Here is a 20,539-nt window from a genome sequence, read left to right on the forward strand (position 1 = left end):
CATCCATAGCACGACACAATGTTGCGACAATTTAATACAGGCATGGCACATCAATAAGACAAACTCGGAATAAGGTTGGACCAGTTCGCATGAGACGGGACAAAAGAGCTGGTGCCGCTATTCGCTATATGCCCAAGATAAGCGATGGCGAGCCCATTCGGTTCCGCTCTCGCCTGTGCCCGGCAGGATGGGGCAAGTTTTTCACAGCAAGTGGCAAGCCCCCGCACTACGAATGGTTAAAAATTAAATGCTCAAAGCGCATTCCGTCACGCAATTATGGCTAGCCGAGGAGAGCACCATGACAGCATTCACAATCAACGGACGCGCGGTAGTGGTCACCGCCACACCGGATACCCCACTTCTCTGGGTGATCCGGGATGAGTTGAAACTAACCGGTACTAAATTCGGTTGCGGCGTAGCGCAATGCGGTGCGTGCACGGTGCATGTCGATGGCGAGCCGGTGCGTGCCTGTGTCTTCTCGTTGGCTGGCGCTGAAGGTCGGTCTGTCACGACGATCGAGGGGTTGTCTGATGACGGCTCGCATCCCGTCCAGCAGGCCTGGATGGAGCTGGAAGTACCGCAGTGCGGCTACTGCCAGAGTGGACAAATCATGAGCGCGGCCGCGCTTCTGGCGCGCAATCCGAGCCCCACCGAGGCGCAGATCGATGAGGCGATGCGCGGCAATTTATGCCGCTGCGGCACCTATTTGCGTATTCGGGAGGCCATTCACCATGCCACCGAGGCCTGATGAGGCCCGCCTCCCCCGATACATTCCTATTTTGCTTACCCAGGCGAAGGTAGAACGATGAAACCGCAAAACATCCATCTTACCCGTCGATCCTTTCTAGCCGGTGCCGTCGCGGCCGGTGCCGCCCTCGTCGTTCCCCTTCGGCTGCCTGCGTGGGCGCAGCAGAGCGAGGATACGGGCATATCGCAGGCCTTCATCCGCATTGATACGAACGGTCAGGTGACTTTCGTGTTGCCCACCAGCGAAATGGGTCAGGGGATCCACACGGGTCAGGCCCAGATACTTGCCGAAGAGCTCGGGGCCGACTGGTCGAGCATCGCTGTCGAGATGCCGAATCAGCCGGCGCCCGCCTACCGCATTCCTTCCGGCCAGATGCGCTCCGTGGGCTCGTTCGGCATCCGCTTATGGCATGACCCGTTGCGCCGCGCCGCCGCCCAGGCGCGGGAAATGCTGACCCAGGCTGCTGCCACACGGCTCGGCGTGGAGCCCGCAACGCTGCAAGCAGAGGATGGCTTCATCGTACACGCCGCATCCGGGCGTAGCCTTCCCTTCGGTGATCTGGTGGGAGACGCTTCGGCACTGCCTGTGCCGGAGGAGCCTACCCTGCGCCCCGACCAGGAACGAACGCTGACCGGGCGCTCGGTGCCGCGCCTCGATACACCGCTGAAGGTAACGGGAAAGGCGGTATACGCGGTGGACGTTGAGCGCGAAGGCATGCTGCATGGCGCCGTCCGGCTCGCCCCTGTCTTTTCCGCCGACATCGAGTCGTTCGACGAGAGCAGCGTCTCCGGTATGCCGGGCGTGGTCGCCGTGGTCCGTGTGCCGCGCGGCGCAGTGGTGGTCGCCGATTCCTGGTGGCAGGCCAAGCAGGCTGCCGACGCGCTGGACATCACCTTCACCCAGACACCGGCAGACACACTTTCCACCGATGAGATCAATGAGTTGCTCCGCGAGGGACTGGATCGAACCGATGTGCCGGTCACGACGCTGCGTGGCGAAGCCGAGGCGGCACTATCGACCGACGGTCAAGTCGTCGAGGCCGAATACTCGGTGCCACTTCTCACCCATATGTGCATGGAACCGATCAACTGCACGGCCGAGTCTACCGAGGAGCGCACGGAACTGTGGATCGGCACACAGGGCCAGGACGTCATTCGCATGACGCTCGAGAGCGCTATGCAGGTGCAGGCTGAGCAGCTCTTCATCAATACCACCTATCTGGGCGGCGGCTTCGGTCGCAAGACGCATGGCGAGATCGCTCTTCAGGCCGCGCTCGCCAGCCGCGCCGTCGGCGGTCGTCCGGTCAAGGTGTTGTGGTCACGCGAGGACGACGTTCAGCAGGGGCAGTATCGTCAAACGATGATGTGTCGCTTCCGCGCAGTCCTGGACGATGACGGCAATATCACCGGCATGCACATCCGGCTCGCCGGGCCACAGATGGGCCGTGCATACGGCTTCGATCCGGAGCAAATGGCGCAGGCGACGGGTAACCTCGCCAACTTCGATCCCTTCTCGCTCGGCGGGCTGTCGGACATGCGCTACGTCATTCCGAATTTCGTCGTCGAGCACGCCGTGGTCGATCTGCCGATACCGCTCTGTCCCTGGCGGGCGATCGCCCACACCTTCAACGGCTTCTTCTTCGAAAGCTTCATGGACGAATGCGCTGCGGCAGCGGGCCTCGACCCGCTGGAGTACCGCAGAAACCACTGTACCGGACAGGCAAGAATGCTTGCCGTGCTCGACCGGGTCGCCGAGATGTCACGCTGGAACGAACCGGCGCCAGAGGGCCTCTCACGCGGCCTGGCCGTGGTCGAAAGCTATGGCTCCTACGTTGCACAAGTGGTCGAGGCACGGGCTAACGGCGAGAGTGTCCAGGTAGACCAGGTTTATGTGGCTATCGACTGCGGACACGCCATCAACCCGGGCCAGGTGGAGGCGCAAATGCAGGGCTCTGTCGTCGATGCGCTCGGTGCGGCATTGAGGCAGAAGGTCACGATCCGCGACGGCCGCGCTGAACAGTCCAACTTCTACGACTATTCGCTGCTGCGCATGGGGGAGGAACCATCGGTGGCGGTGGGCATCGTCGAAATCGGTTCTCCCCTGGGGGGCGTCGGTGAGCCGGGCATTCCCCCACTCGCCCCGGCGCTGGCCAATGCGCTGTTTGCCGCCACGCAGCAACGGGTCCGTCACCTGCCGCTCTCCGATCACTTTCCGAGTTAGCGCAGGCCCATGACCTATCTGGAACATACGCAGGATGTCCTTGGCCAATGGCTTGCCTGGCGCAGGACGGACGGGGTTGCACTCGTCATCGTGACGGCGACGGAGGGCGGCGCTGTGCGCCTGCCTGGCGCTCTGATGGCTGTGTCCGTAACGGGCGAACGATGCGGCTATATCTCGGGTGGCTGCATCGATGCGGATGTGGCAATGCATGCACTGGAGGCGCTTCGCTCGGGTAGAATCGAACGCCTGAGATATGGCAGTGGCTCTCCGTTCATCGATCTGCCCTTACCCTGCGGTGGTGCGATCGAGGTATGGGTACTTCCCGATCCCCAGGCCAGTGTCCTGCGTGCGTGCCATGATCGGCTCGCCGCACGCCAGCCAGTAACGCTCAATCTTTCGGCATCGGGCGAGCTTCGGTTGGGGCACCCGACAGTGGCAAGTGCGTTGTCCTTCCGTTATATGCCCAAGCTGCGCCTGCGCATTGCCGGACGCGGGGCAGACAGCCTAGCGCTCGCCCGGCTAGCGGCGGCCAGTGGTATTCAAACGGAGCTGCAGCTCCGCGATGGCGCCGACGTCCAGGCTGCCCGTCGGCTGGAAATCGAGCCAATCACGGAGCTTACGCTTCCATCGACGCTTCCAGCTCTGAACGATGATCCCTATACAGCCTTTCTCCTCGCTTTCCATGATGTCGATTGGGAGGAGTCGCTTCTTGCTCAGGCTCTCACCGGCCCAGCCCTCTATATCGGCGCTGTTGGCAGCAAGACGACCCATGCCCGGCGCTGTGAACGGCTTCGTGCCGTCGGTATCGCCGAGAGACAGATCAGTCGTATCCGCGGTCCTGTTGGCCTGCTTCCCTCGATGCGCGAAGCGTCGGCGCTTGCCGTGTCCGCCCTCGCGGAGATCGTCGACGCCTATCAACGCAAGGTTCGATTCCCCTTTCGCTCGACGGCGCTCGTGCTGCTGGCCGCTGGGCAGTCCAGCCGCTTCGAAGAGGGCGACAAGCTCCTGGCCCGTTTCCGGGGGCAGCGCCTCATCCAGCGTGCCGCAACAGCACTCCAGGGGCATGACCTTGCCGCCCGTATCGCCGTTATCGGCCCCGACCAGGCCGCAAGAGCAGTGGAGCTGCGCGCCGCTGGCTGGACCGTGGTGGTCAATGCGCAGGCGGCCCAGGGCCTGTCGACCTCCCTTGCTGCCGGCATTCAACAGGCCGGGCAGTGTCAGCACGTCGAAGCGGCCCTGGTCCTGCTCGCCGACATGCCGAACGTTCCGGATGCTCACCTCATCGATCTTCGTCATGCCCTGACGCCCGAGCGCACTGCGGTCATGTCGGTGTCAGAAATGACACATTCACCACCCGCCATCTTCGATCGGGCTGTCTTCGATAGATTGATCGGACTGGCCGGCGATGCTGGGGCCGGCCGGGTATTTCAGTCATTGGAGCGTACTGCAACCGTGCCAATCCCCGCCGATTGGGCGCTCGACATCGACACGCGTGACGATCTTGCCCAGGCTCTATCCTTTAAAGATTATTCGACATGTTGGCATTCCCCCTAGGCTAATGATTTGTTCACTTCACCAAGCCCCACCCCTATAAAAAATCAATCAAAACAGCTATCGCCAGCCTAAGGCTGGCGATAGCGAACTAAATCGACAGTCAATTAATCTGTGTCGTCAGGGTGTAATAGTCGGTCGTGTCGGCCCGCCCTCCAAATCTATTGGCATGGACTTCGAGCGTATAGTCTCCCGGGCTCAGCTGTCGGCTGATGGTGAAGTCTCCACCGTTTCTCCGGGTCTGGGTAACGACATTACCGCTGTCATCACGTAACACGGCCATCAGGCCGCCATGGCTCCCACCCCCGGTATTCCAGCCGCGGCTATTGATAGTGACATTGGCTGTATCGCTCACCTGAAGTCGGTAATGATCGACACCGGAGAACAGCCGAGACGGAGTATTGCCTTCTTCCAAGTTAAAGGGACCATTGTTCGGCATGGCAGAAGCCTGGCTGGTCATGCCCAGTGCCAGCACTGTTGTCATGAGGGCTGCCCAAACTGGGGTTGCGCGTTTCATGATGCCTCTCCTTGATGCAAGTCTTTGGTAAAATTTCGATGTGTTCGATGCGAACCAGTCGAAATCTACACTGACTTTGTCTTACCAATATATTGACCTTGTATTAGAGTGTCGCAACTCTGTGGTGCATGAATTAGTTGCTGACTGGTGGCCATTCACGATGGCGGATGTACTCGAGAAAGGCCCGCATGGCCGCACTGGTATGACGCCGGCTCGGATAGTACAGATACCAACTCGGCAACTGCTTCTTCCAGTCGACGAGCACTTCAACCACCCTGCCCTTTTCGAGATCATCGCGGACGTAATCCTCGAAAAGATGCGCGATGCCCGCTCCCGCAATGGCGGCCTGAAGCTCGTGATGCGCTGAACTCAGCGTCAGCCGTCCTTGCGGCGTGATTTCCACTTCGTCGCCATCCTTCTCGAAGGCCCATGTCTCCATGGTGCCGCCGGGGAAGCGGCGGCGAATACAGTCATGCTGCAGAAGGTCGCCTGGCGAGTCGGGTCGACCGTGCTTGTGCAGATAATCGGGTGAAGCCACGATGGCATACCGCAAGGCGGGGCCCAGGGGCATGGCGATCATGTCTTGGGCGAGTTGATTCCCGAAGCGCACGCCAGCGTCGAACCCCTGCTCAACGATATCGATGATCGCCGCATCACTGACGATTTCGACGTTGACGGCGGGATAAATCTTCATGAATTCAAAGGTCAGGGGGCACAGCATGTGGTCGACGGCCGGCGCTGGCGCATTGATACGCACGGTACCGGATGGGCGCTCCCGAAGCTGGTTGAGATCGTCGATTGCCGTTCTGATGTCGTGAAGGGCGGGCCCAAGTCGCTCGAGTAGCCGCTCGCCTGCTTCAGTAGGCGCGACGCTGCGTGTGGTTCGATTCAGCAGCCGGATACCCAACGCTTCCTCGAGCGCGCTGATCGATTGACTGATAGCTGACGATGATACGCCCCTACCAAGCGCGGCGGCTCTAAATCCACCGCAGCGCACGACATCTTCAAAGATCTCCAAGCTGTCCAGGCGTAATGGCCGCATTGCAAAGTCCTGCTTAATAAGCTGATCCGTTTTCGTTAGCTTATCCGCACGCTTGTTCTGGGTCATCCTAAAAACATGTCGTAAGGCTTCGGTTTGGAATGATCGCAGCCTTTCCGACGCTGATAACAAATTACGCCCCTGCCATCAGATATTCGGACGGACGCAGATATGAGCGGAATTACATTGAATCGTAGGAAGATCATCCTGACAGCGGCGTCGGCAGCCGCTGGGTTAATCTTGCCGCCCGGCGGCATGGCCCTTGCGCAGGCGGCTTCCGCCGCGACGTCCACGGCCCAGGGTGGCACTGCGAGTGCAAATGTCGGCTACTACCACCTTCGTGTCGGGGACATTTCTGCCACCGTGCTGAGCGACGGGCTGATAGGCGGCCCTCCGCGGATTTACGCCAGCGACGCGCCGGAGGCAGAACTGGAGGAGGTGTTGAGACAAGCCTTCTTGCCGACCGACCATATGACCCTGAATCTCAACACCCTGCTTATCGAAACGCATGGCCGACGAATCCTCCTCGAAGCCGGAGCCGGACAGACCATGGGGCCGCTAGGCGGTCGCATCTTCGATAATCTGGCTGCCATCGGTTTACGCCCCGATGACATCGACATAGTGGTTATCTCACATACGCATCCGGATCATGTCGGCAACCTTCGGGCAGCCGATGGAAGCAAGGCATTTCCGCGCGCGACCGTCTTTGCGCCACGTGCCGATTGGGACTTTTTCATGCGTAACGAGCCAGACCTTTCCTACATGCCGGTGCCCGAGGACTTCCGTCGTCACTTCGCCGCCTCCATCCGCCAGAGCCTCGAGCCGGTCATCAACGACATCGAATTGTACGAAGCCGGCACGGAAATCGTTCCTGGCTTGACCACGCTGCCGGCCCTGGGCCACACCCCCGGCATGGCCAACTTCCTTGTCCACTCAGGGAATGATCAGTTGCTGCTGACTGCCGATCTTGCCTATCACCCCATCGTCAATATTGACCACTCCTGGCTGCCCGGACCGGATCGTGACAAGGAAACGGCACTGGCCTCCCGCCGCCGCATCTTCGACATGGCGGCTGCAGACCGGCTCCCCGTTCTCGGCTTCCACTTTCCCTTCCCGGGGCTTGGCCGAATGCTCAAGACGGACACCGGCTATGCCTGGGTCCCAGCCAACTGGCAGTTTTGATCCACCGCCATACAGAGGCCCTGTCGTGACGGTATCACAGCGGTACCAATATCGATTTCTGGCGATGCCACTCGTTGCCACTGACTGAACCCGCCCCTTCGCGCAACAGACAAGCCGCAATGCGGGAGTAAAGCATATGGATTCACTCAAAGACGCTGTCTGGACCTATGCCAGACGTCACGCCAAGCGCGACGGCCTGGCGACAACCCCGGTGCCAGGCCTACGCATAATGAGTCTCGAGGCGCCGGCCAGCGACCTACACTCAGTTTATCGACCTTTGATTTGCCTGATACTGCAAGGTGCGAAGCTCTCGATCATAGGGAATGAAGAGCGGCTCTTCTCTGCTGGCCAATCTGTCATTGTGAGCGCTGACATGCCGGTCGTGGGGCGAGTCGTACAGGCGAGCCAGAGCGAGCCCTATCTGGCAGTCTCGATCGAACTGGAAATGGCGAGCTTGCGCGAACTCTCCGCCCACATGGATAGCACCTGCTCGCAGCGCTCGTCTGAAATGGTGACACTATTTGTCGAAGACACCGAAGCCGCGCTGCTCGATTGTGCATTGAGATTGATGCGCCTGCTGGATCAACCCGAAGCCATACCGCTGCTACGCCCTGGGATCATGCGGGAATTGCATTTCTGGCTGCTGTCGGGTCCTCACGGTACTGCCTTGCGCTCGCTTGTCGATCCCAACAGTCACGCAAGCCGCCTAGCTGCCGCCATTGCGATTCTGAGAGCCGAGTACCGGTCTCGCCTGCCCGTGGAGCGACTGGCGGCAGAAGCCAGTATGAGTCTTAGCTCGTTTCACAAGCACTTCAAGCACATGACCTCGCTGGCACCAGGGCAATACCAGAAGCGTCTGCGCTTGATCGAAGCGCGCCGCCTGATGCTTGACGAGGGCTTCTCGGCCAGCAACGCCGCCTTCGCGGTGGGCTACGAGAGCGTATCGCAGTTCACGCGTGATTACGGCCGCCTGTACCAGGCTCCACCAAAGCGCGACGTACTGCGTACCCTGAGGCCTGCTGAGTACGCTGGCCAAGACGTAACCATGTTGCAGCCTACAAGCGCTTGAATCAGAAAAGGTGGCAGACGGGAGCCGTGCCGACCGGCAGTTACGGACGCAAACACGCCCATGCAGCGAGCGTTGCGTGCGATCGGACACCTAGTCGCTTCTGGCCGCATCATACCGCTGACGGGCTTGCTCGATCGCCCGCCAGTTGTCTCTGATCCAGCCGGTAAACCCCTCAAGCGCCGGTAGCATCGTGTTGCCCATCGGCGTCAGTTCGTACTCGACGCGCGGCGGAATCTCGGCGAAGTAATGGCGTATCACCAAACCGTCGCGCTCCAGGTTGCGGAGCGTGAGGGTGAGCATACGCTGCGAAATGTCCGGGATCCCATTCTTGATCTCGGAGAACCGCAGCGCCCTGGCAGGCTCCAATGCAAGAATGCTCATCACGAGGATGGTCCATTTGTCGCCAAGCCTCGCCAGAACGCTATTTGGCGCGCATGGCGTGAGGACCGGCCCCTTCTTCGTCTCGATGTACGGCCGACCGTGAATGGTCTTCTCCATGGGTTATCTCCTGGTAACCGACGGACAAAAATGTGCCGTCTTGTACAAGACTCCTGGCGGTGCCAAATTGTAACTTTCAATAGTTACGGAAAGGAACTTTAAGATGACAGTCGAAAAGACCGTACTCGTGTTCGGCGCCACTGGACAACAGGGAGGAGCGGTTGCGAGGGCGCTCAGGAGCACCGGATGGCGTGTCAGAGCACTTGTCCGGGAACCGGCCAGCGAGAAGGCAAAGGCACTTGAAGCCACTGGCGTCGAACTTTACCGGGGCGACTTCACGAATGCCGCATCCATCGAAACGGCGATGTCGGGCGTTTACGGCGTCTTCAGCGTGCAGCCCAGTTCTGGGCAAGGCGCGGCCTATGGCGTCACCGACGAAGAGGAGGTTCGCTACGGCAAGACCATTGCCGACATAGCCGTGAAACATGGCATCCGGCATTTCGTCTATACCTCCGCCGCCGCCGCTGGCAAAGGCGCCACCGGACTGGGACATTTCGATAGCAAAACGGAAATCGAGGAGCATATTCGTGGCCTGCCCATCCGTAGCACGATCGTGCGACCGGCCGCCTTCATGGAGATGCTGATGCTGCCGGGCATGGGCCTGGACCAGGGAACGTTCAGCTTCTTCATGCGGCCCGATCAATCTATGCAGTTCATCGCGGCCGACGACATCGGGAAGATCGTCGCTTCGACTTTCGCCGATCCCGAGCGATTTGCGGGCCAGACCATCGAGATTGCGGGGGACGAGGTCACCGGAAGCGGAATGCAGGAGACGCTCAGCCGAGCGGCAGGCAGGGCGATCGCATACAGTCGCTTCCCTGACAGTCTCCTTGAACAGGATGCGTTCCTCGGACGGCTGGCAGAGCTCGTTGACGACGGCAGATGCGCCGGAGCGGCGGATATTGGCGCGCTCCGCAGGAATTTCGGCGCGCTGACTACCCTCGATGCATGGCTCTCCGGTCCCGGCAAGCCGCTTCTTGACGCCGCCTTGCAGGCGCAGGACGCGCCAGTGGCACTCCGCTGAGCCTTTTCTCAATCGCGGACGCCGACACCTGTGTATTGGCGTCCGCGCCTTCATCTCCCACAACGTCCTTCACGCGTGATTACGGCCGCCTGTACCGGGCGCCACCAAAGCGCGACGTACTGCGCCTGCACACGCAGACACAGCAAGCGCTGGCGCCGCTCACCGACACACTCGACGAATCGGATCAGCGGCTCCTTCAGGGCCTGCTTCAGCGCATGCTCGAAGGCCGGGGGAGCTAAGGCGAAAGTAAGGCGAAAGCTTGCCTGGCACGAACTCAGTGCCACCCACCAGCTACAGCGACACCCCCTGCAAATGCTGCCTGGCGGCATCGATAAAGGCGCGCACGTTCGGGTGGTCCCGGCGGCCGCTCTGGAACAGCAGTGAGATGGGCAGCGCGGGGGCGGTGTCATCGCTCAGGATGGTTTCGAGCCGCCCTGCCGCGACATCCTCGGCGATCTGATAAGAGAGCGTGCGCACCACGCCGAGCCCGGCGACCGCAGCGGCAATGGCGGCATCCACGTGGTTGACCGACAGTCGGGCAGGACGCCCGGCACGCCGGGCCTCGTCGAAACCCAGCCCACGCTGCGATACCGCCTCATCCTCGATCAAAATCAGATCATGCTCGCGCAGCTCGGCCAGCGAGTTAGGCCTGCCACGTTCAGCGAGATAGGCCGGGCTCGCGCTCAGCACCCGTCGCACCTGACCGATTCGCAGCATGTGCAGCGAGCTGTCCGGAAGCTCGGCGATGCGCACCGCAACGTCGATGCCCTCCTCCACCAGGCGCACCACCCGATCCAGCAGCAGCAGCCGGACCTGCAGCTCGGGATACTGCCGCAGCAGCTCCACCACCACCGGCAGCACATGCAGCCGGCCGAACATCACCGGCGCCGTCACCGTCAGGGTGCCTCGGGGCGCCGAGCGATTGCCGCGCACGCTGTCGAATGCCCCATCGATCTCGGCCAGTCCCGCCCGACATCGCTCCAGGAACAGCGCGCCCTCCTCGGTCAGCCGAACGCTGCGCGTGGTGCGCCTCAACAGCTGAACCCCAAGGCTCGCCTCCAGCGCCGCGATGGTCCGCGTCACGGTGGTGGGCGACATGTTCAACCGCCGCCCCGCCTCGGCAAAGCTCGACTGCTCCGCCACGCAGATGAAGGTTCTCAGCGTTCGCAGCCTGTCCATCACGCCTCCTCGCCCTCGCCAGCCCGCCACCGAGCATTATCGTCGAAAACCGCAATGATGAAGTGCGATTTTGACGGATTCTCTCAACCAAGGACGAGAGCCAGAATGCGAAAGACAGACAAGAACCCCGAGGACAATCCCATGAAGCTCTACCATTTCCCACTCTCAGGCCACGCGCATCGCGCCGCGCTGTTCCTCTCCCTCGCCGGAGTCGAGCATGAGCTGATCGAGGTCGATCTCGCCGCCGGCGCCCACAAGCAGCCGGAATTTCTCGCCCTCAACGCCTTCGGCGAAGTACCGGTGCTCGACGACGACGGCACCGTCATCGCCGATTCACTGGCGATTCTCGTCTACGTGGCCAGGAAGATCGGCCCTTCCCACTGGCTACCGACCGAGCCCGCCGACGAGGCGCGGGTGCAGCGTTGGCTCTCGGTGGCGGCCGGCAAGATCGCCTACGGCGCCTGCGCCGCCCGGCTGATCACCGTGTTCGGCGCCCCCTTCCGTGTCGAAGAGGTGATCGAGCGCGCCCACGCCACCCTCACCGTGATGGAAAAGACGCTGGAAGGCCAGCGCTGGATCGCCGGTACGGCACAGCCCACCATCGCCGACGTCGCGCTCTACAGCTACGTCGAACGTGCCCCCGAGGGCAACGTGGACCTCTCCGGCTACCCGAGCGTGCGGGCCTGGCTGCGCCAGATCGAAAGCCTGCCCGGTTTCGTCCCCTTCCAGCGCACACGCGCCGGGCTCGAAGCCTGAACCATCCCCTTTCTACCAGGAGTCATTACCATGCATTTCGACACCCTACGCCTCGACCATATCGGCATTCGCGTCACCGATCTCGCCATCGCCGAAGCCTTCTACGCCAAGCTGGGCTTCCTGCGCGACCCCGAAGAGTACGCCCCCGAGGCCAAGGCCAGCGGGCTCGTGCACCCCACCGGTATGCGCATCCACCTGATCTACAACGGCGAGCCCGCCGAAGTGGGCAACGTGCTCCTCGACGCCCCGATCAAGCGGCCCGGCTACACCCACGCCGCCTTCATCGTCGAGAGCATGGACGAACTGGTGGCCTGGCTGGCACGCGAGGAGATCGAGATCACCGAAGGGCCGGTCACCATGGGCCACGGACGCCGCAGCGTCTGCTTCATCCGCGACCCCGATCTGAATGTACTGGAGTTCAACGAGATCCTGCCGCAGCGGCACTGACACACTCGGCGTTCTCAGCACTCTCGGCACTCTCGGCATCCTCAGCATCCTCAGCATCCTCAGCAAGGCATGCTAAATACCGTATGGGGTCATGGATGGCCCCATACGGTTGCAAGCTTCCTGTCGCTTCAAAATGACGGTCAGCGCTTATCGCGCAAATGACGATGGAGCCATGCTCTCACGTCGACAGTGTCAATGCCTTTTGCATGATTGTAAGTTTTCGATTCTTCCCACCACATGCCCGTACCGAGAGCAAATGCCTTGCGGTAGCGAAGCATGACATCATCCGGCGCCTGAGAGAGTTGCTCATCGAGCTCTTCAAGGGATAACGCAACGCGCTTGACGGCCTTTCCCGTTGCCTCTTCGACGATCGTAGCCAGTTGGCCGTATGAGAGGGTATCTCCTGCCACGAAGACCACTTCGTTGCGAATGCGAGGCTCTTCAAGATATATCTCGGTCGTCAGAAGGCCGATATCTTCGGGAGTCGTGACGGTGACACGCGTATCCCAGCTTCCGAGTGCGCGGACGGTGCCGGTTTCCAGATCAACGACACCGAAGTCAGGCTCGAACAGGAAGCTCGTGAACATGCCCGTCGAGACGATGACCCATTCGGTGGACTCCTGCGAGCGCAGCAGTTGTCTCACCTCGTATTGCTCGTCGAATACAGGTTGACCACTCCCTTTTCCAACGAGGTCGTAATCGACCCCGAACTGCCAGGGAAAGTAGCGGTCGACTCCAGCCTTCAAAACCGCCTGCGTAATCTTTGTCTGAGTTCCGGCTCCTGCCACGAACCCTGTACAGCAGATAACGGTTGAAAACTTTTCGAACAGCTCGGCGAGGTTCTCCTCGGTTCCTTCAGAGAGGTCAAAGTGTAATATCTCGACCCCAAGGCTGCCGAGCACTCCTGTTATTTCCTGCTTATACTTATCCTGCGAAGTGGTGAAACCAGGCTCAACAAGGACGCTGACGGTATCAGGGCTGACCCTGGTGGCCAGGTTTTTGATCACTTGCATACCAAGCTGACCCGCCCCGAGGATAAGGATTTTTTCACGACTGGATTTTTCATTGATTGGCATGTGCCTCTCCTGAGATCGATGAGATCTTCAAGTTACGGTGAAATCGGATGACTCAATAGAACACCACCCGAAAGATTCACATGCAGGATATGCGCTGGCGCGTAGATTTATAACAGCTCTCCCTGGAAAACAGAATTATAAAGACAGCAACAACGATACTTTTATTGCTGACTTTGGAAATCAATTTTTCCGAGAATGAAATTAGACGCAGCTGCGTAATCGGTTATTCTGGCTGCTACAGGAAGCCAGGGAGCCCAGAACATGGATCGACTTCAAGCCATGCAGATATTCGTCCGTGTGGTTGAGATGCACGGCTTCAGTAAAGCCGCGGAGAACCTGGCCCTTCCCCCCTCGACGGTCACTCGCGCCATCAAGGAGCTGGAAGAGCACCTTGGCGTGAAACTGCTCCAGCGCACCACACGGCATTTGAACCTGACGCCCGATGGAAGTCTTTACTACGACCACTGCCGCCGACTACTGGCCGAACTGGAGACTGTCGAGGCAGGCCTTCGTGGCAGCGATGAACGGCTCAGGGGCAAGCTTCGAGTCGGCATGACTGCCTCGATGGCCAAGCTGTTCGTACTGCCTGGCATCAAGCCATTTCAGGCCCGTTACCCCGATGTGGAATTGACCCTGATCTTGAGCGACCGGGCCGTGGAGCTGATTCCGGAGGGCATCGATTGCGTCATTCGTGCCGGCGTACCTCAGGATTCTCCTACCCTGGTGGCGCGTCGCATTGCCAGCTTCGAGTGGGTGACATGTGCCTCGCCCGAGTACCTCAAGGAACATGGTGAGCCGCACTCATTGGAAGATTTGAAACACCACCATGCTGTCGGTTTTCTCTCCGGGCATCAGGGCCGCTCCATGGATTGGCGCTTCGTGGTCAACGATGAAGAGCGAGTCGTACGGATGAGCGAGCACCTGATCGTCAACGACACCGAGACCTACATCGCTTGCGGCTTGGAAGGCTTGGGGCTGATACGTGCGGCAAATTACATGGTGATGCCTCACCTACACAGCGGCCAGTTGCAGCGAGTGTTAGGCCACATCCAGGCGCCGAGCGTGCCCATATCGGTCTTGTACCCACACAACCGCCACTTGTCGCCCATCGTGCGGGCATTCGTGGATTGGCTCGGTGAGCTCATGCCACGTGCCGAGCGCCAGTGGCAGTCGATAGCCCCGTCGCACCGAAGTGACCGTTCTCAGGAGAAACAAGGGGATGCGTGAGGGATACTGACAGGGCAGTGAACTGTGTGGCTCAGCCCGCTAAAGTGGGCATCAGGTCGCCAATGAGTCCTGGCTGGCGGCCAAACGTTTTGGAGATGCAATGATTGCCAAGAAAGAACGCGGCAAGATGGAGCGACGGCTGAGCGCTGCGCTGACCCACGCCTGCGAACAGGCCAAGCCCCTGCTGCCTGGTTTCTGCTGGCTCACCCATGAGGTCGATTACCAGCGCTTTCCCGAGAGCCTGGTGGTGACCTGGGTGTTCGACACCCACCCCAACCTGGCGAATGCGCTCAAGGGCGATGCCCGGCGCCACATCGCTGACCTGACCGCCGAGGCACTGGCCGAGGCCGGCCTCGATGTCGGCGATGCCTCGCGGCATCTCGATTTCGACAGTGAAGAAGCATGTGAGCGAGAGCACGGCGGCGACTGGCAGCGCAGGCTACGCACCAAGCCAACGAGGCATTAAATGGTGAAGATGCTCGAAGCCCGTGCGTCTAGCGCTCTCCAGGCCAGCCGACTCTGGCCAGCGCTGTCAGGCCTGCATGGCCGTGAGCCCCTGCTCCCTCGTAATAACCGGTCGATAGCCTAGCTCGCGCTGCGCTTTGCCTATGTCCACCGTGAAAGACTCACCGATCAAGCGCAGCATCTGACGCGTCATGGGGGGCTCACCCGGTCGTGAAAATGTGCGCCAGATCCACTCCATCATGGTGGCCATGACCCAGGCCACCGGCAGTGGTGCCGAAGCGCGCGGTGGCTCGATGCCACGCGTCTGCAGCAAACCCGAGATCACCTCTTTGAGCGTACTGTCCGTTCCGTCGCTGACGAAATAGACTTCACCGCCACGACCCTTTTCGAGGGCCAGTTCGAGTGCATGGCAAACGTTGTCGACGTGAGCGGTGGACATGGACTGCGAACCACCGCCCACCCAGCGGAACTGACCCGCGTTGACCGTCTCGATCATGTGATCCAGGGTTGGCATGCCGGGTCCCCAGATCATTGGCGGACGCACGACCACGGTTTCGAATGCCCCCGGACGATTGGCACTCAGCACCAGCGCTTCGCTGCGCGCTTTGGATGCACTGTAGGGTGCCCAGGCTCGCTCCTGACGTGGCAAGGCCTCGCTCACGCGCAACATAGGCTCTCGGTCGCCCATTACGACCGCAGCTGCCCCCAGCTGTACGAAACGCTTGACTGATGCGCTTGCGGCAGCTTGCAGCAGGTTATTCGTACCTTGCACGTTTGCCCGCTCGAACTCAGCGGGATCTCCCCACAACTTGAAGTGCGCTGCAACATGAATAACCATGTCGCAGCCTTGAACGGCAGCGGCCAACGAGGAAGGGTCTTCCAGCGAGCCGCGAACAGGCTCGGCACCCTGCGCACGGACGATGCGTAGAGAGTCTTCACTGCGCGCGAGCGCACGCACCTGCCACCCGTGAGAGAGTAAGATTTGGATGAGGCGGCTGCCTACAAAGCCGGAACCGCCTGTGACTAGGCACTTGGATTTCATATGAGATTTTCCTTGTTGTAGATGCACGGCCGTATAACACCGATACACTGAACGTATATCACCGCTATATTTCAGTCAAGCACTGAATTCTCGTGAGGCCAGCGATGGGCACTGAAACAAAAATTCTGGACGCGGCTGCGCAGCTGCTGGAGGCGCATGGTCCAGCAGGTCTGACGACTCGCACGGTCTGCGAAGTGGCGGGGGTCAAAGCGCCCACCCTCTACCACCACTTCGGCGACAAGGATGGGCTGGAGCGAGCACTCGTCAGGCGCGCCATGGCCGAGTTCATGCAGCGCAAACGTGCGCCTGCCGCCACGGCCGACTTGCTGGAGCAACTGCGCTTTGGTTGGGATGTTGCAGTGGAATTCGCGCTGGACAGACCTGCGCTATATATCGTTTTCGCGCAACAGGTGCGCTCCCATCCAGAATTGGCGGCGGAGGGATATGCCTTGATGCGAGAGAAAGTGCAACGATTGGTTGATACGGGCCGCTTCCGCTTGCCGGTAGACGAGGCCGCACGTGCTGTCTGGGCTGCCTCACAGGGAGCGCTGTCGCTGGTCGGGCAGAATATGGCGCGCAAGGACGTCGAAGCGACCAGCAGGTTGCTCTTCGACGCAGTCGTAAACGAGTTGTCGCAGCCGTCCCCGTCTACTCAGTCACCTTCTTGAACAGGCATTGAATGGCGAAGAAGATCGAAAGCCCGTGCGTCTCGATATGCCAACTGAAAGGCGATCTCTGCATCGGCTGCGGCCGCACGATCGAAGAGATACGCCACTGGAAAGCCATGAAGCGGCCGGAAAGGATGAAAACGGTGAAGCGCGCCGATGAGCGCTTGAAGAAGCTCCCGCGCGATTGAGGCAGAGGAAGCTAGAGCGGTTGAAGGTGGAGTGGCAGAGGGTGAAGCGGAAGAAGGCGGAGAGGAGAGAACTGCCAGCATGGACGACATGATCGAACGGGCGGCGCTGTTCAGCAGGGCCGCCCATCAAGCCGTGGGCCAGCGCCGCAAGTACACCGGCGAGCCCTACTGGCAGCACCCGGCGACCGTCGCAGAGATGGTGGCGGCCGTGGAATCGGCGACAGCGGAGATGATCGCCGCCGCCCACCTGCACGACGTGCTCGAGGATACCGCCGTGACAGCGCTGGACATCGAGGAGTGCTTCGGCCAGCGCGTCGCTGTCCTAGTTCAGGAGCTGACGGATCAATTCATCGATCCGGAGATCGGCAACCGCGCTCACCGCAAGGCGCTGGAGCGCGACAGGCTGGCTCAGGTTTCCCCAGAAGCGCAGACCATCAAGTACGCCGACCTGATCGACAACACCATCAGCATCGTCGCGCGGGACCGCGGCTTCGCCCGGGTCTACCTGGCCGAGAAGCGCCGGCTCCTGGAAGTGATGACAGCGGGTGACCAGGCGCTGAGGCGTCAGGCATGGAGCGTGCTAACAGAAGGCGAGGCGAAGATCCGCGGCAATACGCGGTAGCCGCCCGAGCCCCATCAGCCCGAGCCCCATCGATACCGTTCACGAAAGACCGGCAAGAGCGACAGCGCAGAAGTGGCCATAAAAAGTTACCGAGCGGTAATTTTTCCTGCAAACCGAGCCTGGATCGCCATGGGGATTACCGAGCGGTAATTTTCCCGTTGCGAGACGCCGGAATCAGCACCCGCCCCCTGTCCTTGATCAGAGCCTTAGCCAGATCATGCCAGACCATGGCGGCCCTCAGTGCAGCGCCTACACTATCCGGTAAGGGCGCGAGCAGGCCCAAGGCTCCACCGCAAACAAAAATTCTATTCACCCCCATTGCCACGGGCAAATATTCTGCCTGAAAGCAGAGTTATGGCGACTTTATCTTAATTTTCAGCAGGTAGCCGATTTTCTGGGAAGTGCTGATAAACTCCGCCCATGACAGGCTCTGCCCGCGGCGGAGCTTTCCATTTTCCATCGGCTGGGAGACCTTCATGGCCCGCAAAATCATCGTTCTTGGTGCCGGCATGGTCGGCGTATCCGTGGCCTGGCATCTGGTGCGTCGCGGTCATGACGTCACGCTGGTGGACCGCCGCGAACCGGGTCTCGAGACCTCCTTCGGCAATGCCGGCATCATCCAGCGCGAAGCGGTGCGCCCCTACGCCTTCCCCCGCGATATCGCCACCCTGCTGCGAGTAGTGCCCAACCGCCAGGTGGACATCCGCTACCGCCCCACCGGCATGCTGAGCGCGGCGGGCCCGCTGCTGGACTATTGGCTGAACTCGAGCGGTAAGCGCTACGAGCGCATCGTGACCGAGTGGGCCTCGCTGATCATGCGCTGCCAGGACGCCCACGCGCCGATGATCGAGGCCGCCGGCGCCGAGGCGCTGGTACGCAAGGGCGGCTGGCTGGAGCTTTACCGCACCCAGAAGGAGTTCGAAGAGCGCCAGAAAGAAGCCCAGGAGAACCACGAGCGCTTCGGGGTCGAGTATGAAGCGCTGAACGCCGAGGCGCTCTACGCCAAGGAGCCGCATCTGGCCAAGGGACTGGTCGGGGCGATCCACTGGACGCAGCCCTGGATGGTCTCGGACCCGGGCGGCCTGGTGCAGGCCTACGCCCGCAGCTTTGCCGCACAGGGTGGCCACATAAAGCAGGCCAGCGTCGAGGACGCGCTCCAGGTCGAGGGCGGCTGGCGAGTCAATACCAGCGAAGGCCCCATGGAGGCAGAGCAGGTAGTGGTGGCCCTGGGCCCCTGGGCCGGAGAACTGCTGGGAAGGCTGGGCATGAAAGTGCCGCTGTTCGTGAAGCGCGGCTACCACATGCACTACTCCGCCGAAGGGGATGCCAAGCTCAACCACTGGGTGATGGACGCCGAGAAAGGCTTCCTGCTCGAACCGATGCGCGCCGGCATTCGCCTGACCACCGGCGCCGAGCTGGCCGATCTGGATTCGCCACCCCAGTACAAGCAGCTGGCTGCCGCCGAGAAGGTGGCCCGCAAGCTGTTCCCGCTGGGCAAGCGTCGCGACAGCCAGCCCTGGAAAGGCGCCCGCCCCTGCCTGCCCGACATGAAGCCGGTGATCGGCCCCGCCCCCGAGAAGGAAGGGCTGTGGCTCGCCTTCGGCCACGGCCACCAGGGCTTCACCCTGGGCCCCGCCACCGGCGAGCTGCTCGCCCAGATGATGGATGGCGAAGAACCTGCAGTGGATATGGCACCGTTCCGCGTCGATCGCTTCTGAAAGCAAGGCCATAACGAAAGCGGGCGCCCCTTAGGGCGCCCGCTTTATGAAGCTTCAGTACTAATTGGACTGGTGGTCGATAGCCGAGGCACTCCGGGGCGTCAGGTATCGAGCTGCGGTGAAGTGGCAGGCGCCGGCGCTGATGGCTCCGCCATATCCCTCGCTGCGGAAGAGAGCTGTTTCGAGGGATTTGTTAGCAAATAAAACTGAGCGCCAATGCTGATAGGCCATAGGCTGAGAGAGACGGTATTGGCCAACAGAAACAGCCAACCACTATTATAAAACCCGTTTACTGCCAGCCAGGTCGTGCCGCCACCGATGACGACTATCAGGACTACACCCCAGCATATAATTGCCGCCGTGGCATCGGTAAAACTATTCAATCGCTTGGCGGTTAGATTAAGAATCCAGACACTTCCCAATGCTACCAGTAGAAGTAGGAAAAAACCACCGACCTTTAACGTTGAATCAATCGCCCTATAATAACCCATCACTGATAGGTTATTGAGACGCCAATACATGATACCGACAATTATGGCGCCAATAACGCTGATCACCAAGTGGGCCAACAGGTAGCGACGCAAGAAAGTCAGGCAGTCCAGCTGTTTTTCCGACGGCATGTCCGGCCGCTGGCGTAAGAGCGCATGTGACGGCTCGACATCGCGAAGAGAGCGTAGCGTGAACCCCATGAGTAGTGCCACAATGCCTATTATTGCCAGCACCACCATCGTTAGTAGTGAGTATCCAAGCTGCTCATCCATCCGGCTTATTAACGCCCAATTGACCATTGAGCCCAAAGCCCCTAATGAGTAAATTCCAACCCCTGCGAGGCTACCCCACAACCGACCGAAGGCGTTAATACCCACTACAAGGCACAAAACGATCAATACGAAATCGATCGAGAAGTAGAGCGTAAAATAGTTAACCCAAAAGAAAGCCTCAGGAAAGTATCTTGGCGTCATTTCCCATAAATAGCGGTTTTGACCCATAACAAACGCAGCACCCAACTGTATGCTTAACAGCAAGTAGGCAGCAAGCCAGTAACGGTGACGATCCATGCGCGGCTCGCTCATCGAGCGGAGCCAGTAAAGTTCTTTCAAGATGTTAAACATATCCTTCCCTAGAAATTTAGGTAGCTTTATAAGGTGCTTACCTTTAGCGAAAATCACTCCCGCTCGATCACCCTATCTGTCAGCGTAGTTGTCACCTAAACGGATTGAGAGGTGATCAACGTGCGTTACCCCGCAGAGCGTAAGGAAGCCATCCTCAAGAAGATGGCACCGCCCATGAGCATGACCATCCC

General features: G+C 60.4%; 21 protein-coding genes. 14 read left to right on the forward strand and 7 right to left on the reverse strand.

What is annotated here, in order from left to right:
• The first annotated feature begins 298 nt into the window (after positions 1–298).
• The 3 genes from HOP58_RS18005 to HOP58_RS18015 are packed head-to-tail and all read left to right on the forward strand — an operon-like array spanning position 299 to position 4,522.
• The gene (locus HOP58_RS18005; protein WP_026038308.1) at positions 299–748 is read left to right on the forward strand and encodes a (2Fe-2S)-binding protein; all 450 of its coding nucleotides are present in this window, start codon (positions 299–301) and stop codon (positions 746–748) included.
• Between the two features lie 57 nt (positions 749–805).
• The gene (locus HOP58_RS18010; protein WP_234261084.1) at positions 806–2,968 is read left to right on the forward strand and encodes a molybdopterin cofactor-binding domain-containing protein; all 2,163 of its coding nucleotides are present in this window, start codon (positions 806–808) and stop codon (positions 2,966–2,968) included.
• Between the two features lie 9 nt (positions 2,969–2,977).
• Positions 2,978–4,522 (forward strand): NTP transferase domain-containing protein, encoded by a 1,545-nt coding sequence (locus tag HOP58_RS18015; RefSeq protein WP_234261085.1) that lies wholly within the window; start codon positions 2,978–2,980, stop codon positions 4,520–4,522.
• Between the two features lie 100 nt (positions 4,523–4,622).
• On the opposite strand, the gene HOP58_RS18020 is transcribed toward HOP58_RS18015, so the two are convergent.
• Together HOP58_RS18020 and HOP58_RS18025 are read right to left on the reverse strand one after the other, a co-directional pair.
• Positions 4,623–5,036, reverse strand: a complete 414-nt coding sequence (locus HOP58_RS18020) for a hypothetical protein (protein ID WP_234261086.1) — start codon at positions 5,034–5,036, stop codon at positions 4,623–4,625.
• Between the two features lie 133 nt (positions 5,037–5,169).
• Positions 5,170–6,144: a LysR family transcriptional regulator gene (locus HOP58_RS18025; RefSeq protein ID WP_234261087.1), complete on the reverse strand. Its 975-nt coding sequence runs from the start codon at positions 6,142–6,144 to the stop codon at positions 5,170–5,172.
• Between the two features lie 102 nt (positions 6,145–6,246).
• Between HOP58_RS18025 and HOP58_RS18030 the strand changes: the two genes are divergently transcribed.
• Positions 6,247–7,257, forward strand: a complete 1,011-nt coding sequence (locus HOP58_RS18030) for an MBL fold metallo-hydrolase (RefSeq protein ID WP_234261088.1) — start codon at positions 6,247–6,249, stop codon at positions 7,255–7,257.
• A 136-nt stretch (positions 7,258–7,393) separates the two neighbouring features.
• Complete coding sequence (locus HOP58_RS18035; RefSeq protein WP_010630009.1) at positions 7,394–8,326, forward strand: AraC family transcriptional regulator; 933 nt, start codon at positions 7,394–7,396, stop codon at positions 8,324–8,326.
• Between the two features lie 90 nt (positions 8,327–8,416).
• Here the strand turns inward: HOP58_RS18035 and HOP58_RS18040 are convergent, their stop codons facing one another.
• Positions 8,417–8,824, reverse strand: a complete 408-nt coding sequence (locus tag HOP58_RS18040) for a helix-turn-helix domain-containing protein (protein ID WP_234261089.1) — start codon at positions 8,822–8,824, stop codon at positions 8,417–8,419.
• 103 nt (positions 8,825–8,927) lie between these two features.
• On the opposite strand from HOP58_RS18040, the gene HOP58_RS18045 reads away from it, so the two are divergent.
• Complete coding sequence (locus tag HOP58_RS18045) at positions 8,928–9,848, forward strand: NmrA/HSCARG family protein (protein ID WP_234261090.1); 921 nt, start codon at positions 8,928–8,930, stop codon at positions 9,846–9,848.
• A 291-nt stretch (positions 9,849–10,139) separates the two neighbouring features.
• Here the strand turns inward: HOP58_RS18045 and HOP58_RS18050 are convergent, their stop codons facing one another.
• Positions 10,140–11,027, reverse strand: a complete 888-nt coding sequence (locus HOP58_RS18050; protein WP_234261091.1) for a LysR family transcriptional regulator — start codon at positions 11,025–11,027, stop codon at positions 10,140–10,142.
• A 105-nt stretch (positions 11,028–11,132) separates the two neighbouring features.
• Between HOP58_RS18050 and HOP58_RS18055 the strand changes: the two genes are divergently transcribed.
• Both HOP58_RS18055 and HOP58_RS18060 read left to right on the forward strand, forming a co-directional pair.
• Positions 11,133–11,783: a glutathione S-transferase gene (locus HOP58_RS18055; protein WP_234261092.1), complete on the forward strand. Its 651-nt coding sequence runs from the start codon at positions 11,133–11,135 to the stop codon at positions 11,781–11,783.
• 30 nt (positions 11,784–11,813) lie between these two features.
• Positions 11,814–12,230, forward strand: coding sequence for a VOC family protein (locus HOP58_RS18060; protein ID WP_234261093.1), 417 nt, complete (start codon positions 11,814–11,816; stop codon positions 12,228–12,230).
• 140 nt (positions 12,231–12,370) lie between these two features.
• Here the strand turns inward: HOP58_RS18060 and HOP58_RS18065 are convergent, their stop codons facing one another.
• Positions 12,371–13,306: an aromatic alcohol reductase gene (locus HOP58_RS18065; RefSeq protein ID WP_234261094.1), complete on the reverse strand. Its 936-nt coding sequence runs from the start codon at positions 13,304–13,306 to the stop codon at positions 12,371–12,373.
• A gap of 261 nt (positions 13,307–13,567) precedes the next feature.
• Here HOP58_RS18065 and HOP58_RS18070 point away from each other — a divergent pair, with 261 nt between their 5' ends.
• Together HOP58_RS18070 and HOP58_RS18075 are read left to right on the forward strand one after the other, a co-directional pair.
• Complete coding sequence (locus tag HOP58_RS18070) at positions 13,568–14,533, forward strand: LysR family transcriptional regulator (protein WP_234261095.1); 966 nt, start codon at positions 13,568–13,570, stop codon at positions 14,531–14,533.
• Positions 14,534–14,633: 100 nt separating this feature from the next.
• Entirely contained in the window at positions 14,634–14,999 is a 366-nt protein-coding gene (locus tag HOP58_RS18075; protein WP_234261096.1) for a hypothetical protein, read from the forward strand.
• Positions 15,000–15,065: 66 nt separating this feature from the next.
• Here the strand turns inward: HOP58_RS18075 and HOP58_RS18080 are convergent, their stop codons facing one another.
• Positions 15,066–16,040, reverse strand: coding sequence for an NAD-dependent epimerase/dehydratase family protein (locus tag HOP58_RS18080; RefSeq protein ID WP_234261097.1), 975 nt, complete (start codon positions 16,038–16,040; stop codon positions 15,066–15,068).
• Positions 16,041–16,144: 104 nt separating this feature from the next.
• On the opposite strand from HOP58_RS18080, the gene HOP58_RS18085 reads away from it, so the two are divergent.
• The 4 genes from HOP58_RS18085 (at position 16,145) to HOP58_RS18100 (ending at position 19,236) form a co-directional block, all read left to right on the forward strand.
• Positions 16,145–16,708, forward strand: a complete 564-nt coding sequence (locus HOP58_RS18085; protein ID WP_234261098.1) for a TetR/AcrR family transcriptional regulator — start codon at positions 16,145–16,147, stop codon at positions 16,706–16,708.
• 11 nt (positions 16,709–16,719) lie between these two features.
• Positions 16,720–16,896, forward strand: a complete 177-nt coding sequence (locus tag HOP58_RS18090) for a DUF1289 domain-containing protein (RefSeq protein ID WP_234261099.1) — start codon at positions 16,720–16,722, stop codon at positions 16,894–16,896.
• Between the two features lie 79 nt (positions 16,897–16,975).
• Positions 16,976–17,518 (forward strand): HD domain-containing protein, encoded by a 543-nt coding sequence (locus HOP58_RS18095; protein ID WP_234261100.1) that lies wholly within the window; start codon positions 16,976–16,978, stop codon positions 17,516–17,518.
• Positions 17,519–17,994: 476 nt separating this feature from the next.
• A complete protein-coding gene (locus HOP58_RS18100) occupies positions 17,995–19,236 on the forward strand; it encodes an FAD-dependent oxidoreductase (RefSeq protein WP_234261101.1) in 1,242 nt (413 codons plus the stop codon).
• A gap of 101 nt (positions 19,237–19,337) precedes the next feature.
• Here the strand turns inward: HOP58_RS18100 and HOP58_RS18105 are convergent, their stop codons facing one another.
• Complete coding sequence (locus HOP58_RS18105; protein ID WP_234261102.1) at positions 19,338–20,336, reverse strand: hypothetical protein; 999 nt, start codon at positions 20,334–20,336, stop codon at positions 19,338–19,340.
• Positions 20,337–20,539 lie beyond the last annotated feature (203 nt).

It is taken from the genome of Halomonas sp. MCCC 1A11062, from assembly GCF_021404355.1.
Taxonomy (GTDB): Bacteria; Pseudomonadota; Gammaproteobacteria; order Pseudomonadales; family Halomonadaceae; genus Halomonas; species Halomonas aerodenitrificans.

Bases quoted from the DNA above. Each gene is read 5' to 3' on its own strand.
- HOP58_RS18005 (WP_026038308.1), top strand. From the start codon at position 299: ATGACAGCATTCACAATCAACGGACGCGCGGTAGTGGTCACCGCCACA.
- HOP58_RS18010 (WP_234261084.1), top strand. From the start codon at position 806: ATGAAACCGCAAAACATCCATCTTACCCGTCGATCCTTTCTAGCCGGT.
- HOP58_RS18015 (WP_234261085.1), top strand. From the start codon at position 2,978: ATGACCTATCTGGAACATACGCAGGATGTCCTTGGCCAATGGCTTGCC.
- HOP58_RS18020 (WP_234261086.1), bottom strand. From the start codon at position 5,036: ATGAAACGCGCAACCCCAGTTTGGGCAGCCCTCATGACAACAGTGCTG.
- HOP58_RS18025 (WP_234261087.1), bottom strand. From the start codon at position 6,144: ATGACCCAGAACAAGCGTGCGGATAAGCTAACGAAAACGGATCAGCTT.
- HOP58_RS18030 (WP_234261088.1), top strand. From the start codon at position 6,247: ATGAGCGGAATTACATTGAATCGTAGGAAGATCATCCTGACAGCGGCG.
- HOP58_RS18035 (WP_010630009.1), top strand. From the start codon at position 7,394: ATGGATTCACTCAAAGACGCTGTCTGGACCTATGCCAGACGTCACGCC.
- HOP58_RS18040 (WP_234261089.1), bottom strand. From the start codon at position 8,824: ATGGAGAAGACCATTCACGGTCGGCCGTACATCGAGACGAAGAAGGGG.
- HOP58_RS18045 (WP_234261090.1), top strand. From the start codon at position 8,928: ATGACAGTCGAAAAGACCGTACTCGTGTTCGGCGCCACTGGACAACAG.
- HOP58_RS18050 (WP_234261091.1), bottom strand. From the start codon at position 11,027: ATGGACAGGCTGCGAACGCTGAGAACCTTCATCTGCGTGGCGGAGCAG.
- HOP58_RS18055 (WP_234261092.1), top strand. From the start codon at position 11,133: ATGCGAAAGACAGACAAGAACCCCGAGGACAATCCCATGAAGCTCTAC.
- HOP58_RS18060 (WP_234261093.1), top strand. From the start codon at position 11,814: ATGCATTTCGACACCCTACGCCTCGACCATATCGGCATTCGCGTCACC.
- HOP58_RS18065 (WP_234261094.1), bottom strand. From the start codon at position 13,306: ATGCCAATCAATGAAAAATCCAGTCGTGAAAAAATCCTTATCCTCGGG.
- HOP58_RS18070 (WP_234261095.1), top strand. From the start codon at position 13,568: ATGGATCGACTTCAAGCCATGCAGATATTCGTCCGTGTGGTTGAGATG.
- HOP58_RS18075 (WP_234261096.1), top strand. From the start codon at position 14,634: ATGATTGCCAAGAAAGAACGCGGCAAGATGGAGCGACGGCTGAGCGCT.
- HOP58_RS18080 (WP_234261097.1), bottom strand. From the start codon at position 16,040: ATGAAATCCAAGTGCCTAGTCACAGGCGGTTCCGGCTTTGTAGGCAGC.
- HOP58_RS18085 (WP_234261098.1), top strand. From the start codon at position 16,145: ATGGGCACTGAAACAAAAATTCTGGACGCGGCTGCGCAGCTGCTGGAG.
- HOP58_RS18090 (WP_234261099.1), top strand. From the start codon at position 16,720: ATGGCGAAGAAGATCGAAAGCCCGTGCGTCTCGATATGCCAACTGAAA.
- HOP58_RS18095 (WP_234261100.1), top strand. From the start codon at position 16,976: ATGGACGACATGATCGAACGGGCGGCGCTGTTCAGCAGGGCCGCCCAT.
- HOP58_RS18100 (WP_234261101.1), top strand. From the start codon at position 17,995: ATGGCCCGCAAAATCATCGTTCTTGGTGCCGGCATGGTCGGCGTATCC.